The 15,799-nt window shown below is 61.3% G+C and carries 15 protein-coding genes; 3 read left to right on the plus strand and 12 right to left on the minus strand.

Going from position 1 to position 15,799, the window contains the following annotated elements:
* Positions 1 to 37: 37 nt before the first annotated feature.
* The 6 genes from urtA to ROSMUC_RS14120 all read right to left on the minus strand — a co-directional run bounded on the left by urtA (position 38) and on the right by ROSMUC_RS14120 (position 6,674).
* Positions 38 to 1,300 carry an urea ABC transporter substrate-binding protein gene (gene urtA / locus ROSMUC_RS14095; protein WP_102105967.1) on the minus strand — a complete coding sequence of 421 codons (1,263 nt, stop codon included), beginning with the start codon at positions 1,298 to 1,300 and terminating at the stop codon, positions 38 to 40.
* Positions 1,301 to 1,640: 340 nt separating this feature from the next.
* On the minus strand, positions 1,641 to 2,501 hold the full coding sequence (locus ROSMUC_RS14100) for an ABC transporter permease (protein WP_037274414.1): 861 nt from the start codon (positions 2,499 to 2,501) through the stop codon (positions 1,641 to 1,643).
* 1 nt (position 2,502) lies between these two features.
* The gene (locus ROSMUC_RS14105; protein ID WP_037274416.1) at positions 2,503 to 3,360 is read right to left on the minus strand and encodes an ABC transporter permease; all 858 of its coding nucleotides are present in this window, start codon (positions 3,358 to 3,360) and stop codon (positions 2,503 to 2,505) included.
* Entirely contained in the window at positions 3,360 to 4,460 is a 1,101-nt protein-coding gene (locus tag ROSMUC_RS14110; protein ID WP_037274419.1) for an ABC transporter ATP-binding protein, read from the minus strand. The genes ROSMUC_RS14105 and ROSMUC_RS14110 overlap by 1 nt, the downstream gene beginning before the upstream one ends.
* 55 nt (positions 4,461 to 4,515) lie before the next feature.
* Entirely contained in the window at positions 4,516 to 5,577 is a 1,062-nt protein-coding gene (locus tag ROSMUC_RS14115) for an extracellular solute-binding protein (protein ID WP_037274420.1), read from the minus strand.
* Positions 5,578 to 5,699: 122 nt separating this feature from the next.
* Entirely contained in the window at positions 5,700 to 6,674 is a 975-nt protein-coding gene (locus ROSMUC_RS14120; RefSeq protein ID WP_037274603.1) for a quinone oxidoreductase family protein, read from the minus strand.
* A 399-nt stretch (positions 6,675 to 7,073) separates the two neighbouring features.
* Between ROSMUC_RS14120 and ROSMUC_RS14125 the strand changes: the two genes are divergently transcribed.
* Both ROSMUC_RS14125 and ROSMUC_RS14130 read left to right on the plus strand, forming a co-directional pair.
* Positions 7,074 to 7,727, plus strand: coding sequence for a Crp/Fnr family transcriptional regulator (locus ROSMUC_RS14125; RefSeq protein ID WP_245875187.1), 654 nt, complete (start codon positions 7,074 to 7,076; stop codon positions 7,725 to 7,727).
* Positions 7,724 to 8,284, plus strand: coding sequence for a DUF4202 domain-containing protein (locus ROSMUC_RS14130; protein WP_102105968.1), 561 nt, complete (start codon positions 7,724 to 7,726; stop codon positions 8,282 to 8,284). Before ROSMUC_RS14125 ends, ROSMUC_RS14130 begins: the two co-directional genes overlap by 4 nt.
* 43 nt (positions 8,285 to 8,327) lie before the next feature.
* Here the strand turns inward: ROSMUC_RS14130 and ROSMUC_RS14135 are convergent, their stop codons facing one another.
* From ROSMUC_RS14135 to ROSMUC_RS14160, 6 genes are read right to left on the minus strand one after another with little or no spacing between them, the layout of a single operon-like run.
* Positions 8,328 to 8,597 carry a hypothetical protein gene (locus ROSMUC_RS14135; RefSeq protein ID WP_037274605.1) on the minus strand — a complete coding sequence of 90 codons (270 nt, stop codon included), beginning with the start codon at positions 8,595 to 8,597 and terminating at the stop codon, positions 8,328 to 8,330.
* Between the two features lie 5 nt (positions 8,598 to 8,602).
* The gene (locus ROSMUC_RS14140; RefSeq protein ID WP_037274425.1) at positions 8,603 to 9,151 is read right to left on the minus strand and encodes a cytochrome c oxidase subunit 3; all 549 of its coding nucleotides are present in this window, start codon (positions 9,149 to 9,151) and stop codon (positions 8,603 to 8,605) included.
* Positions 9,148 to 11,085, minus strand: coding sequence for a nitric oxide reductase activation protein NorD (locus ROSMUC_RS14145; RefSeq protein WP_037274609.1), 1,938 nt, complete (start codon positions 11,083 to 11,085; stop codon positions 9,148 to 9,150). Before ROSMUC_RS14145 ends, ROSMUC_RS14140 begins: the two co-directional genes overlap by 4 nt.
* 9 nt (positions 11,086 to 11,094) lie before the next feature.
* A complete protein-coding gene (locus ROSMUC_RS14150) occupies positions 11,095 to 11,907 on the minus strand; it encodes a CbbQ/NirQ/NorQ/GpvN family protein (RefSeq protein ID WP_037274428.1) in 813 nt (270 codons plus the stop codon).
* A 5-nt stretch (positions 11,908 to 11,912) separates the two neighbouring features.
* A complete protein-coding gene (locus ROSMUC_RS14155) occupies positions 11,913 to 13,277 on the minus strand; it encodes a cbb3-type cytochrome c oxidase subunit I (protein ID WP_037274431.1) in 1,365 nt (454 codons plus the stop codon).
* Positions 13,278 to 13,292: 15 nt separating this feature from the next.
* Positions 13,293 to 13,745: a c-type cytochrome gene (locus ROSMUC_RS14160; RefSeq protein ID WP_037274434.1), complete on the minus strand. Its 453-nt coding sequence runs from the start codon at positions 13,743 to 13,745 to the stop codon at positions 13,293 to 13,295.
* Between the two features lie 255 nt (positions 13,746 to 14,000).
* On the opposite strand from ROSMUC_RS14160, the gene ROSMUC_RS14165 reads away from it, so the two are divergent.
* On the plus strand, positions 14,001 to 15,749 hold the full coding sequence (locus ROSMUC_RS14165; RefSeq protein ID WP_037274436.1) for a nitrite reductase: 1,749 nt from the start codon (positions 14,001 to 14,003) through the stop codon (positions 15,747 to 15,749).
* Positions 15,750 to 15,799: the final 50 nt, after the last annotated feature.

Here is a 15,799-nt window from a genome sequence, read left to right on the forward strand (position 1 = left end):
GCGCGCGGCGGCATCACCACCGCGCGCCCGGTCCGCGTCAGTAGTTCGACGTCATCTGCACGCAGGTCTTGGTTTCGGTATTGTACATACCGCAGCCCAGATCCTTCCAATCGCTCGTGAGCGGCGCGCTCTCGGGCAGATAATCGGTCCAGGCGTCACCCGGCACTTCCTCGGTCTGGCTGATGATGTCGAACTGCCCATCGGCCCGAATCTCGCCAATCAGCACCGGCTTGGTCAGGTGGTGGTTCGGCAGCATGACAGCCGTGCCACCGGTGAGGTTGGGGAATTTCTGCCCCCACATCGCCTCGCGCACGGCATCCACGTCGGTTGTGCCCGCCTGCGTGACCGCATTCACCCACATGTTGAAGCCGATGTAATGTGCCTCCATCGGGTCGTTGGTCACGCGGTTTTCACCGGCATAAGCCTTCCATGCCTTGACGAATGCGGCGTTGATCTCGGTATCGGCGGACTGGAAATAGTTCCACGCCGCAAGGTGCCCCACGAGTTCGGTTGTATCAAGCCCTGACAGCTCTTCTTCGCCGACCGAAAAGGCGACAACGGGAATGTCATCGGCGCTGACACCGGCGGCGGCCAGTTCCTTGTAAAAGCCGATGTTTGCATCGCCATTGATGGTCGAAATCACACCGACCTTTTTACCGCCAGCGCCCAAAGCGACCACATCCGCGACAATGGTCGCCCAGTCGGAATGGCCAAACGGGGTGTAGTTGACAAAGATGTCCTCGGCCGCGACGCCCTTGGATTTCAGATAGGCGTCAAGGATGTTGTTGGTGGTGCGGGGATAGACATAGTCCGTGCCCAACAGCGCAAAGCTCTCGACGCCCAGTTCTTCGAGGAAGTAATCCACTGCCGGGATCGCCTGTTGATTGGGTGCAGCGCCGGTGTAGAACACGTTGCGCGAGGATTCTTCGCCCTCGTACTGCACCGGATAGAACATGAGGCCGTTCAGTTCCTCGAGCACCGGCAGGGCGGATTTGCGGCTGACGCTGGTCCAGGAGCCGAAAATCACATCGACCTCGTTCACGGTCAGCAATTCGCGCGCCTTTTCCGCAAAGAGCGGCCAGTCCGAGGCCGGATCGACCACGACCGCCTCGATCGGGCAACCCAGCAGCCCGCCCTTGGCGTTTTGTTGTTCGACCAGCATCAGGACCGTGTCCTTGAGCGTGGTTTCCGAGATTGCCATCGTTCCCGAGAGCGAATGCAGCACGCCCACCTTGACGGGGCAATCCTGAGCCAGCGCCGGAGCCGTTGCCAGAACGGTGGTTGCAACGAGGCTCGCCATAAATGTTCTTTTCGTCATTTCGTTCGGAACTCCCATGTCCGGGCTGCGCGCGTCGTGGCGTTGTTCAATTTCGGATCCCCCACCGTCATTTTGCGCCGCAGCATATTGTTTTAACCTCTCCACAGCGGGGCGCGGTCTCGCGGGACCAAGGCCTCTCTGTGTGGGGTCTGAGCCGTTTCAGACAGGTGGCAGCAAACAGAACTGGCGCAATTTGCTCTAGCCAGAGCACGCACCACGACGCATCAAGGGCCAAGATTGCCGCTTTTTGGGCAGTTCTCAGGCGCACCGCCCATTTTATTTGCGGTTGCAGAAAACAATGCCGCACCGCGGCATCGGGCTATTAGGACTTTTGCCCGCGCCCTTGGACGAGAATACCCAACAGGCCCAACAGGCCCGATCCCACCATAAGCGTCACCGACACAGCGTTGAGCACCGGGGTCGAGCCTTCGCGCATGCGGTCGAACATTGTCACCGTCAGCGGTGCATTCGACCCATTGAGGATTAGCGTGGTATTGAAATTCTCGAAGGAAATCAAAAAGGCAACGATCCCCGCACCAAAGAGCGCAGGCCGCAGCCATGGCAGGGTAATGGTCATAAAGACCACCGCCGGCGTTGCTCCGAGGTTGAGCGCCGCCTCTTCCAGCGTGCGGTCAAAGCGGCGCAGACGCGCGGCGATGACAAGGGTCGCAATAGTGGTGATGAAGGAAAACTGCCCGAGAATCACCAGAAAGAGCCCCGGTCGCAGGGCAGAAATCTCGTATCCCGTAAGAGAATTCACCGCCTCTGCCAGCGTGGACGAAAACACGAGGATTGAGATACCAAGGATCACCCCCGGAATGACCAACGGTGCCAGCATCATGATATAGGCGAACTCCTTGAACCGGAAATCATGGCGATCAAAGAGAAAGGCAGTCGTGGTTGCAACGGTCAGCGACAGGGCCGTGACCCAAAACGCAACAAAGGCCGAGTTGAAAAACCCCGCGACGATCCTCCGGTCGTTGATCAGACCCAGGCGGGGTTGCTCTGCCCCGATGAACCAATCCAGCGTGAAACCTTCCCATGGCAGGCCGGGAAACTGGCTGTCGTTGAAGGCAAAGACCGCCACCACCGCCAAGGGCAGCGCCATATAGACAAAGAAAAGCGCAACATAGGCCGCGTAAGCAAAGCGCAAGAGTGGCGAACGAGGGAGAGAGGCCAGCATCCTAGCGCCCCAGCGTATTCGAAAGCGACTGGCCCGAAAGGCGCAGCAAGAGCCAGACAAGCGCGCTCGACGTGGCCAGAAGGATAAAGCCAAAAGCCGATCCCAACTCCCAATTGAAGCGGGTGATGAACTGCGAATAGATCTGCGCGGTGAACCACTGTCCGCTCTTGCCCCCCAAGAGGGTCGGCGTGAGGTAATTGCCCAGCGCCAGCATGAACACCACGATAGAGCCTGCGATGATCCCGGGCATGGCATAGGGGATGACGATCCGTGTCATCACAGTCCAACCATTGCCGCCCAGATCATAGCCCGCCTCGACCAGCGCATCATCCATCCCGTCGATGGTGGAAATCAGCGGCACGATCATGAAGAGCATCGAGGTATAGACGAGGCCAATCAGAATGGCCGCGTCATTATAGAGCAACTCGACGGGCCCGGAGGTCAGACCCAACCCCTGCAAGGCGTTGGAAATCAGTCCGGTCTCCCGCAAGAGCAGCATCCAGCCAAACACGCGCACGATCTCGGACACCCAGAACGGCAAAAGGCACAGCATGAAGAGCGCCGCCTTGGTGCGGCCCTGCGCGATCTTGGCGATGTAATAGGCTACGGGAAAGCCGATGAGGAATGTCAAAACCGTGGCGATGATCGAAAAGACCACCGTGCGGAGCAGCGTCCAAGGATAGACCCATGTTGCCGCGAAATCCGCATAGTTGCGAAAGCCGGTTTCATAGACACGCGGGGCCACCTTTTCCCGCAGCGACAGGATCAGCATGTCGATATGCGGAATCACGATCAAGAGCGCGATCCACGCCGCAAAGGGCGCGAAGAGCAACCAAAAGACCAGCTTGCCCTCGCGCATCACGCCCCCGCCGCCGCAAAGGACACGACCGCCGCCGGGCCAAGCCCGAGCGCGACAGTGGCCCCGCGCCGCAACGGTTCGGCCTCTCCCGATTGCGGCAAGAGTGCCTCGATCACGTCGCCCCCGGGCAGGCGCGCCAAAATCCGGCTCTGCGCGCCGTTAAACAGCACGTCCTCGATCACCGCCTCCAGCCGATTGGTGCTGTCCTGCGCAGCTACGCCCACCGCGATGGATTCGGGACGAATGAAGATGTCGAACAGGCCGCCCAACTCGGCCGCGCCCGACCGGGGGTTGGCAGCGGTCAGGGTCAGACCCTGATCGGTGGCCAGCTTGCACCCCGTGCCATCCGCCGCAATCACCTTGGCACGCAGACGGTTGGCATCGCCGACAAACCCAGCGACAAAGGCGGTCTGAGGACGGAAATACAACTCCTCTGGCGTGCCTACCTGTTCGAAGCGCCCGGCGTTCATCACCGCCACCCGGTCCGACATCATCATCGCCTCGGATTGGTCATGGGTAATATAGACGAAGGTCGTGCCAAACTCGTGCTGCAACTGCTTGAGTTCGATCTTCATGTGTTCGCGCAGCTTGAGATCAAGCGCGCCCAACGGCTCATCCAACAGCAAAACCGCCGGGTCCAGTACCATCGCCCGCGCAATCGCGATCCGCTGCTTTTGTCCACCCGAGAGCTGGTCGATCCGCTTGGGTCCGGCATCCGCAAGACCCACCCGTTCCAGCACACCCGCGACAGCGCGAGCAATCTCGGCGCGTCGCGTGCCGCGACGGCGCAGGCCATAGGCGATGTTCTCGGCCACGGTCATCATCGGAAAGAGCGCCAGATGCTGAAACACAAGGTTCACGGGCCGCCGATTGGGAGGGGTATCCAGGACCGAAGCGCCCTTGATCAGGATATCACCCGCATCGGGCCGCGCAAATCCGGCCATCATCCTCAGCAAGGTGGTCTTGCCACAGCCGGACGGGCCGAGGATGGAGAAAAAGGATCCCTTTGGAATTGCAAAGGAAACATCGTCCACAGCAGTAAAGGCGCCGAACCGCTTGATCAGGTTACGGCATTCGAGATCGGCGGCTAAGCTGTCCACGTCTATTGACCTTTCGGGGTCGACGCGGCGGTTAACCCGCCGCGTCACCTATTGGTTATTGCGCCACGATCTGATCGAGCAGACGGCCCTCGATATCCTCGAGACCGGCCGGAATCGGCGGGAACCATTTGATGTTGGCAATCACCTCGGGCGGGAACGCCTCTTGATAGGCGGCGCGCAACGCCGGATCGACCATCTCGTCAGAGCCTTTGGAGGCAGAGAACGACCCAGCCTGATTGACAATCTGCGCCGCAATGTCAGGGCGCATCACAAAGTTGATCCACTGATAGGCCGCCGCATCATTCTCGCCCTTTGCGGGAAGGGCGAAAGTGTCGATCCAGCCCAAGGCGCCTGTCGAGGGCGCGACGAAATTCCACTTGGAATCCTCGGCATTCAGCTTGAACCCGGTGGCATCCCACGCCTCTGCCGCCACAACCTCGCCCGAGCGCATCATCGCCAACAAATCGTCGGCACCGCTCCAATAGGCCTTCACATTGGCCTTGCATTCGCCCATCGCGTCGGCGGCAGCGGTGATGATTTCCTCGTATTTCGCGGGATCGGAATAGGCCGCGAACGGATCCTCGCCAGCAGCAAAGGCAAAGCCGAGAAGGGCAATCCGCTTGGTCCGCATTGAAATCTTGCCTGCATAGTCCGCCGAGCAGAGATCGGCATAGGTCTTGATATCGCCCGCGACAGAGCGATCCACGGCAAAGCCCGACACGCCCCAGATATGCGCCACGCCATAGGCCGCGCCATCCACCGTGGTTGCGGCCACCGAGGCATCATAGAGATCACCGATGAATTGCTCTTTGTCGATTTGGCTGAGGTCGAGCGGCTTGTAGATGCCGAATTCCTGTTGCGGGCCAAGGATACGGTCCTGGCTCGGCTGTGCCAGGTCAAAACCTGCGCCGCCGGTCGCGCGCAGTTTGGAAATCATGTCCTCGTTGTTGGACAGGGTCACTTCCACGTCGATGCCTGTCTCGGCCTTGAAGGCCGCGACCACCGACTCGGGCGCATAGCCGCCCCAGGTCAAAATACGCAAGGTCTCGGCAGACCCCGCGGTACCAACCAGCGCAAAGGCTGCGCTGGTCAGGACAGTTCCCAACAGCTTTCTCATGTTACACTCCCTGAGTATCGCCCGGTTTCCGGGCCGTTGTTGTTGCGGCCAGACGCTAGGCCTCTGCCGCGCATGCGTCAAGCCATGCGCAGATCACGGCTAGGCGAGGGGCTTATCGAGGATCAGAGGGTCAGGATGGTCGAACCTGTGGTCTGCCGCCCCTCCAACGCACGATGCGCCTCTGCGACCTGATCAAGCGGGAACCGCTGGCCGATATTGACCTTGACCGCGCCACTCTCGACCTTGTCGAAGAGATGCCGCGCCATGTCCTGACAGCGGGCATGATCGGCAAGAAAGGTGAAGAGCGTCGTGCGCGTCAACTTGAGCGATCCCTTGGCCGCCAGCGTGAGCAGGCTCACCGGCTCAACCGGGCCAGAGGCATTGCCGAAGGACATCATCATGCCCAATGGCTTGAGGCAATCGAGCGAGCGATCGAACGTGTCCTTGCCCACCCCATCCATCACCACATCCACGCCCTTGCCTTCGGTCAACGCTTTGACTTCAGCAACAAAATCAGCATCGCGGTAATTGATGCAGGCCGACGCGCCATTCTCCATCGCAAGGCGGCATTTCTCGTCCGTGCCAGCGGTCCCTATCAAGCGGATGCCTTCCGAACGTGCCCATTGGCAGGCCAAGAGCCCGACACCACCGGCGGCGGCATGGAACAGCACCGTCTGTCCCGCCTCGAGTGGCCAGACCCGGTGAAAGAGATACTCCACCGTCATCCCCTGCAACATGATCGAGGCTGCATCTTCAAACGAAATGCCATCGGGCAGCGGACAAACCTGCGACGCGGGCATAACCCGCGCCTCGGCATAGGCGCCCGGCGGGGTTGCGGCATAGGCGGCGCGGTCGCCGGGTTTGAGATGGGTAACGCCCTCACCCACCGCCTCGACAATCCCTGCCGCCTCCATTCCCAAGGCATGTGGATAGGCGAGCGGATAGAGGCCAGTGCGTTGATAAACATCAATAAAATTCAACCCACAGGCCATGTGGCGAATGCGGATTTCACCCGGTCCCGGCTCTCCCACCGGGATATCGACCAGCTTCAACTCCTCAGCCCCGCCCGCTTTTTCGATAATGACCGTTCGCGCCATGTCCTGCTCCCTCTCATCCATTCCATGAACCCAGTCGCCATGCGGCGATTGCAGGGGACTAAAGGCCAGTCCGCAGAGAAAGGCAATCCCGGCCCCGGGATTTCCAAAGCTCTGACCAAACAGATGCAGTCGACCTCTGACGTTTCGCACCACGCCCACATACAGCGCGGTATTTTGACGATTCACGCCGCTTGACGCCTCAATTTAGCCCCTGATACGGTTGGAGAAGTGAGTATTTATCCAGCACTATGGTTTCAAGGCTGCCGAATCCGTCCCTCTGAAGCCTGAGATTTGGGGGCGTGCAATGGACCAATCAATCCACGAGCCAACAGGTCAGGGTAAACCATGAAGCGCGCCGAAAGTTTTGATATTGCAAGAGAATCCATACTCTTGCGGTCTATGCCAGAGCCGGTTGTGGACAAGCTTTTGGCAGATTCCTCGTTGCGCAGTTTCGCGCGGGGCGAGACCGTTTTTCTGCAAGGCGAGGCGGCACAGGTCATTCACGTGGTGCTTGAGGGATGGGTCAAGCTCTATCGGGTGGCCCCGAATGGCAATGAGGCGGTGGTCAATGTGTTTGCCCGTGGCCATAGTTTTGGCGAAGCGGTCGCCTTTCGCGCGCGGCCCTATCCGGTATCCGCCGAGGCTGTAACAGATTGTATTCTATTGCAAATTTCTGCGCGCAGCTTTGTTTCCATGCTGCAGCATGAGCCTGAGATCGCAATCTCGGTGATTGCTTCGACCTTTCAGCACCTGCATGATTTGGTGGCGCAAGTCGAACAGATCAAGGCGCAGACCGGTGCGCAAAGAGTGGCAGATTTCCTTGTTAAATTAAGCACGTGTGAGGATGGTGCCTGTGTTGTCACCCTGCCCTATGACAAGGCCCTGATCGCGGGCCGTCTTGGGATGAAACCCGAGAGTTTGAGCCGGGCCTTTGCAAAGTTGAAAACCGTGGGCGTGGCGATCACGCGCGAACATGCGCGGATCAACGACATCGAGGCCCTGCGCGATTACGCCGAGCAAGATCCGGCAGAGGCATGGGGTAAGGCATTGTGAAAAAAATAGAAATTGCCTTTGCCGCGATTGATGCAGCCAACCGGCATGACCCGGATTTGCGCGAAGGAGAGCCGGCGGCGTGGCTCTATGGGCAGCGAATGAGCGCGGAGTGTGACCGGCTGTTCCCGAACGCGTCAGAGGCCTTGCAAATTGCCGCGCGGGGCCAGCATATCGAGCGTTGGGTATTGAAAAGACAGGACTTTCCAGAAGGGCGCGCAGGCTATCTGACGTGGCGCACGACCCTTGCCAAGCATCACGCAACCCGCGTGGGCGAGATCATGCAAGACGCCGGTTATGACAGCCAAGACGTTGATCGCGCTCAGAAAATGATCCGCAAAGAGGGGATCAAACGCGACCCGGAGGTGCAAGCGTTGGAGGATGTGATCTGTTTCACCTTTCTCAAGTGGTATTTCGCGCCTTTTGCCCCGTCGCAAGACCCTGCAAAGCTGGATCGGATCGTCACCAAGACGGCGCTGAAAATGTCGGAGGACGGGCGCGCGCGGGTGTTGGAAGAGTTCGATCTGCCCGAGGCCTTGGCGGTTCATTTCCAAGTTTGAACCTTACAAACCTTACAAACCTACAGGCGATTTTGTTAGGTTTTCAGAGCAGTCCTGAGACCAGATAGAGCCCAAGCAAGAGCAGGCAGAAAAGCGCGAGGGCGATGTCGAATCCGCGCCGCCAGAATGGGGCCGCCTCAAGACCGAGATAGCGCCCGAGGATGACCCGCGCCTTGAGCCAGCCCAAGGTCAGGATGAGTGCCCCGGCAAGCGGGGTCAGGGTGGCGGGCCAATGCCAGAGCGAGACCCCGGTTGAGCAAAGGCTGAGGCCGATCAGCCAGCCCCACGCGCGCAAGAGAGGATCGCGGAGCATCGCCATCACCGGAGAAGGTAAAGAACCGGAAAGAGCAGCACCCAGACCAGATCGACCATGTGCCAGAAGGCGGCACCGGCCTCGATATTGCGGGGGGTGTCCTGCCATGCGACGAGCAGGAGGACAACGACGCCCGCCAGAACATGCGCCGCGTGAAAGCCGGTGAGAAGGTAATAAAAGGTAAAGAACGGGTGCGTGTCCCAGCCGATGCCGGCGCTCGCCTTGGCCGCGTATTCCGCTCCCTTGATGGTCAGAAAGACCACGCCCAAGCCCGCCGCTCCGACCAGCGCCAGTCGCGCGGGCCCGCGCCGGGCCGCTTTGCGCAGATGCAGGGCGAGGGCCGCCAAGGCACCGCTTGTTACCAGAACCACGGTGTTGAGCCCCGCCCCGGTGCGGTGCAGCATGTCCTGTGCCAGAGCAAACCCCTCGGGATCGGTGAGGCGCACGGCCAGAAAGGTTGCCAGCCCAGCGCCGAACACCAGCAACTCGCTGACAATCAGAACCCAGATCATCAGATCCCCCGGCAGGTCGTCAAAAACGCTTGTCTCACTCATGCGCCGACCAGTTCGCGGTAGATCATCGGTAGCGCCTCGGTCAGGCGTCCGGGATGGGCGATGACGTGAAAACTCCCCTGCCCGAACATCCGCGCGAACCACGCCTTAGCCTGCTTGTCGACAGTGATGCCAAAGACCGATTGCCCGGCACGGCGCGCCTCGCGCACCGCCATGGCGGTATCCTCGATGCCGTGGCGGCCTTCGTAATGATCGAGATCGTTGGGTTTACCGTCTGTTATCACCAGAAGCAGGCGGCGTTTGCCGCCCTGTGCCGCCAGCCCCCGAGAGGCGTGGCGCACCGCCGCCCCCAGACGGGTGTAAAAGCCGGGGCGCAACCCGCCGATGCGGTCCTCGACCAGCGGTCCCATCGGATCGTCAAAGCCTTTGCAGGTCTGGATATAGACGCGGTCGCGTTTGAGCGACGAAAAGGCATTGATGGCGAAGGTATCGCCGCAGGCGTCCAGCCCCCAGGCGAGAGCGGCCAAGGCCTCGCGTTCGATGTCGATCACGGCGCGGTCGCCTACCGCGCTCTCGGTCGAGCGGCTGACATCCAGCAGGATGGACACGGCCAGATCGCGGGCCTGCGGGCGGGTTTGCCGCCAGATGCGATTGGTCCCGGTGCCATTGGCGAGAATGTCGATCCGGGCGCGCACGGCGGCCTCGATGTCCAACTCGTCGCCGTCAAGCTGTCCGGGGATCGAGACACGCCCCGGTCGCAGCGCCTCGAATTGCTGACGCACACGGTGGATGCGGCGACGGGCCTGCGGATCGATGCGAAAGGTCGGCTGCGCCGTGCCCGGCTGCGCCACGCTGTCCAGGACACGCACATGATCGGGCAGATAGGCCCCGGTGCGGGTGTCCCATTCGGGATAGAGGGTGATGCCCGAGAGGCGTTCGCGGTCCACATCCTCGGGGGCCAGATCGAGATGCAGCTTGAGGCGGGTGGCGGGGGCCTTGGAAATCTGGCCTAGGCCGATTTCCTCTTGGTCGTCGGCGGCCTTCTTGGCGCTGTCGGGATCGTCGTCGTCAACCCGGCGGTTGAGATTGAGAAATTCGGCCCAGCTGAGAATGGCCTCGAACTTATGCAAGATGAGGCTGTCGCGACGTTCCGCCTGATCGGCCTTGCGGCGGCGGGCACGGTGGGTCTTGTTGCTGCCTTCCTCGGGGGGCCCATCGGTATCGCGGCTTTCGACCTCGTCGCGGGCGGAGAGGACCAGCGCGCGCAGGTCGGGCCAGAGCGGGACCGGGCGGAACGGGCGATAGCCGCGCGGGGCGGAAAGGCAGGGCAGATCATTCGATTGCACGATGCCGAGGAGCGTCTGGGCGCGGGGGCTGAGCGGCGCGGGATCATCCAGCATGTGACGGATCACGGCCTCGATCGCGGCCTCCTCCTGTGGGAGGCTGTGCTGAGGCCGCGACTGTAGCGTGACATGGGCCAGGCCTGCGTAAAGCTCGCAGAGACCGGGTGCGGCTGTGAGCGTGGCCTTGGTCATGTGCAGGGCGGTGCGCAGGCCGAGCAGATCAGCGCGCAGCGGATCGGGGTCGATCGCTTGGGCAGGTGCATGGGCCACCGCCGCCGTGAGCCAGAGGTAGAGCGCGCCATTGGCCGCGCGCGACGGAAAGAGCGCCAAGGTTTCGGGAAGGCGCAGCACCTCGCCGTCAAAGCTGGCGCGCGGCGTGATCTCGGCCTCGGTGCCCAAGCGGCGCAGCAGCCGCAAGCGGTGCTGCGAGACCTCGGGCGGCGTGGCGCGGATTTCCACCGCATGCCCGCCACCCAAGCCCCGGAAAAAGACGGCCAGCCGCCCGCTGACCTCGGAAAGGTCAACCGCGGCTCCGTGATGCACGAGGGGTGCATCGAGGCGGCTGGCAAAAGCGTGCCACAGTTTCCCGACGGTTTCTTCGGGTTCCCATGGCTCGATTTCAATCCGTGTCATGGCCATGCCTCACCCAAAGACAGCCGTGACAAGATCGAGGAGCCCGCGTTTGATGTCCGCGTCATCGGTCAGGGGCTGGATCATCGCGGCCTCGATGGCGCGCTCGATCGGCATCCCCGTGGCGATGAGGGTCGCGGCATAGATGACGAGGCGGGTCGAGACCCCCTCTTCCAGATCCTGACCCTTGAGGGCGCGGAGTTTACCGGCAAGGCGTATGAGCGCGCGCGCGCGGCTCTCGTCCAGACCGGATTCCTGCGCCACGATCCGGGTTTCCAGATCGGGGGCGGGAAAGTCGAATTCCATCGCGACAAAGCGTTGCCGGGTGGAGGGTTTCAGCGTTTTCAGGATGTTCTGATAACCGGGATTGTAGGACGCCACGAGCATGAAACCGGGGGCGGCCTCCAGTTCCTCGCCGGTGCGGTCAATGGGCAGGATGCGGCGGTCATCGGTCAGCGGATGCAGCACCACGGTCACATCCTTGCGCGCCTCGACCACCTCGTCGAGATAACAGATCGCCCCTTCGCGCACGGCGCGGGTGAGCGGGCCATCGACCCAGACGGTTTCGCCGCCCTTGAGCAGGTAACGGCCAATGAGATCCGCCGCCGAGAGGTCATCGTGACAGGCGACCGTATAGAGCGGGCGACCGAGCGTGGCGGCCATATGCGCCACGAAACGGGTCTTGCCACAGCCCGTCGGCCCCTTGAGCAGCACCGGCAGGTCATTGTGGCTGGCGGCCTCGAACAGCGCGCATTCGTCGCCTTGGGGGAGGTAGAAGGGGGCGGTTGCCGCCCCCTCGTTTTGCAGGGTGATATGTCCGTCCATGGTGCTCACTCCGCCGCGACCGATGCGCTGGCCGAGATCACCTCGCGCCGGGGCATGGCAAGGGCATAGATCAGCAGCAGCACGCCAAGGAACACCACCACGCCCGCGCCGAAGCGCATCCAGTAGAAGATGGCGATCTGGTCCTGCACATCCATGTAATACTCGCCCATCACCCGTTGCAGATGGGTCTGCACCGTGCCCGCGAAGGTCAGCGTGAAGGTCATGAACACCATGCCGCCCGACATCAGCCAGAAGGCGGCCATGTTGAGCACCTGATTGTAGGGGTCGCGGTTCCGCAGGATCGGCAGAGCATAGGTGAAGATCGCGATATTGAGGCAGACATAAGCCCCGTAAAAGGCGAGGTGGCCATGGGCCGCGGTGATCTGCGTGCCGTGGGTATAGTAGTTGACCCCGTGCAGCGTGTGCAGAAAGCCCCAGACCCCCGCCCCAAAGAAGGCCAGCGTGGCGCAGCCCAGGGACCACAAGAGCGCTGCCTTGTTGGGGTGATCGCGCCGCCCCTTCCAGACCATGACAAAGGCAAAGGCCATCATGCCGAAGAAGGGGATCACTTCGAGTGAGCTGAAAATCGAGCCGATCCACTGCCAGTACCCCGGCGAGCCGATCCAGTAGTAATGGTGCCCGGTGCCGAGGATCCCCGAGAAAAGTGCTGCGGCGACGATGACATAGAGCCATTTTTCCACCACTTCGCGGTCAACCCCGGTGAGTTTCAGCATCAGGAAGGCCAGGATCGAGGCCATGATCAGTTCCCAGACGCCCTCGACCCAGAGATGGACGACATACCACCAGTATTGCTTGTCGAGGCTGAGGTTCTCGGGGTTGTAAAAGGCAAAGAGAAAGAGCAGCGCCAAACCCCAGAGGCCCAGGAGCAGGATGTTGGAAATCGCGGTCTTGCGGCCCTTGAGCACGGTCATCGACACGTTGAAGAGAAAGATCAGCGCCGCGACAACAATGCCCACCTTGACCCAGACCGGTTGTTCGAGAAACTCGCGCCCCTCCTTGCCCAAGAGCCAGTGGCCCTCGAAGATGTTGAAGAGATAGGTCACGACCACGCCGAGCGTACCGACCACGAGGATGATCAGTTGCAGATAGGCGAGTTTGGTCGAGTGGATTTCACGCTCGGCCTCTTCGGGGATCAGGAAATAGGCGGCACCGAAGAACCCCAGCAAGAGCCAGACGATGAGCGAATTGGTGTGCAGCATACGCAGCGTGCTGAAGGGCACCAGCTCGCTCAGGAAATTGGGGCTGACATAGACCCACCCCACCAGCAGGCCGCCGATGATCTGGATCAGGAAGAGCCCGAGCGCCACGGCGAAATAGGCCAGCGCGATTTTCTGTGATTGATATTTCATGGCTGTGATCCTTTCTCAGCCCGCGTCATTGGGCGGCCAGCCCTGTGCGTCGATGGAATCGACCCAGAGCAGGAAATCGGCGAGGCCGCGGGTTTCTTCTTCGGTCAGGTCGAAATAGGGCATCTGGCGGCGGCCCTCGACGCCCGAGGGCTGGGCCTTGATCCAGCCGTCAAGCATCTCGTAGGCCGCCTCTGGATCATCGGCCACGCCCCAGCGGGTCGTGACATTGGCCAGTTCGGGAGCAAAGTAAGCGCCCTCGCCCATGATCGAGTGACAGTTGATGCAGGTCTTGTCCTCCCAGACCTTCTTGCCAAGAGCAACGCTCTCGGTGAGCGTCTCGGCATTGGTCGAGGTGGTGGTGATGTAATAGTGCGAATGCACCGACAGGCCCAGAAAGATGAGGATAAAGAACAGCGATCCCCCGTAGAAAATATTTCTGGCCATGCTTTTGGTCATGACTTCGCGCATGCGATTCTCCTTTGCGCGTAACTGCGACTGGGGCCAGCATGCGCGCGCCGGGCGGGGCACTCCTTGACTATTGTCAACGGCGCGCAGGCTTTCATCTGGCCGAAAATACCTCGGGGGGAGCCGCGCAGCGGCGTCGGGGGCAGCGCCCCCGGACCCGGCCTGAATTTCCTGCTGCTGCGTTGACTTTGGTCAAGGGTCCTGTGGCCGCTCTGCGCCATTCTAAAGGAGCCTCACCAGCGGAATGGAGTGAATCACATGAAACCCAGACAAGCCAGTTGGCGCGCGACCCTGATTTCAGGGGCTGCGATTGCCATGGCGCTCGCAAGCACTGGCGCGATGGCGCAGGATGCCTCTCATGCCGAGGGCCCCTCTGCCGCCTACGAGCCGTCGATGACCACGCTCGGCCAGCTCAAGGTCGAGATACCGGGGCGCAAGCCGGGCGATCCGGTGATGACGCAGGAAGAATATCAAAAGGCCAACACGATCTATTTCGAGCGCTGCGCCGGGTGTCACGGCGTGTTGCGCAAAGGGGCCACCGGCAAGGCGCTGACGCCGGACCTGACCCGCGAGAACGGGTATGAATACCTGCGCGACTTCATCACCTATGGCTCGCCTGCGGGCATGCCCAACTGGGGCACCTCGGGGGACCTCAGCGAGGAAGAGGTCGACATGATGGCGCGTTACATCCTGCTCGATCCGGCTGTGCCACCGGAATTCGGCATGCCCGAGATGAAGGCAAGCTGGAAGGTGCATATCGCGCCCGAAGACCGGCCCAAGGAAAAGATGAACGACATTGACATCGACAACCTCTTTTCGGTGACCTTGCGCGATGCCGGGCAAATCGCCCTGATCGACGGCGCGAGCTATGAGATCAAGGCCATCATCGAAACCGGCTATGCGGTGCATATCAGCCGGATTTCAGCCTCGGGCCGGTATCTCTTTGTGATCGGGCGCGATGCCAAGATCAACATGATTGATTTGTGGATGGAGACCCCCGCCACCGTCGCCGAAATCAAGGTCGGGGCCGAGGCGCGGTCAGTCGAGACCTCGAAAATGGAGGGCTACGAGGACAAATACGCCATTGCCGGAGCCTATTGGCCGCCGCAATTCGTGATCATGGATGGCGACACGCTGGAGCCGCTCAAGATCAAATCCACCCGTGGCATGATCTATGACGAGCAGACCTTTCACCCCGAGCCGCGCGTGGCCGCGATCCTGAGTTCGCATTACCGGCCCGAATTCATCGTCAACGTCAAGGAAACCGGGATGATCCTGATGGTCGATTATTCGGACATCAAGAACCTCAAGGTGACAGAGATCGAGGCCGAGCGGTTCCTGCATGATGGCGGGCTTGACAGCACCAAGCGGTATTTCCTGACCGCTGCCAATGCGCGCAACAAGGTGGCGGTGATCGACACCAAGGAGGGCGATCTGGAGGCGATCATCGAGACCGAGGGTCTGACGCCGCATCCGGGACGCGGGGCCAATATCAACCATCCGGTTCACGGCCCGGTCTGGGCCACCTCGCATCTGGGCGATGATACGGTGGCGCTGATCGGCACCGATCCCGAGGGTCATCCCGATCAGGCCTGGAAGATGGTGCAGCAGCTTTACGCGATGGGGGGCGGGTCGCTGTTCGTGAAAACGCATCCCAACTCCAATCACCTCTATGTCGATGCGCCGCTCAATCCCGATGCGGAAATCTCGGGCGCGGTCGCGGTGTTCAAGATCGATGAGCTGGGGCAGGAAGAGCCGCAATTCACCGTGCTGCCGCTGGTCGAGTGGGCAGGCATCACCGAAGGCCAGCCCCGCGTCGTGCAGGGCGAATACAACAAGGCCGGCGATGAAATCTGGTTCTCGGTCTGGAATGCCAAGGACCTGCAATCGGCCATCGTCGTGGTCGATGACAAGACGCTGGAGCTCAAGCATGTGATCAAGGACGAGCGCCTGATCACGCCGACGGGCAAGTTCAACGTCTATAACACCCGCGCCGACGTCTACTGACGCGGGCCAGTGCCGGGGGCCTGTGAGGGCGGGCCCCCGGACCCTCAGCC

It is taken from the genome of Roseovarius mucosus DSM 17069, from assembly GCF_000768555.3.
Taxonomy (GTDB): Bacteria; Pseudomonadota; Alphaproteobacteria; order Rhodobacterales; family Rhodobacteraceae; genus Roseovarius; species Roseovarius mucosus.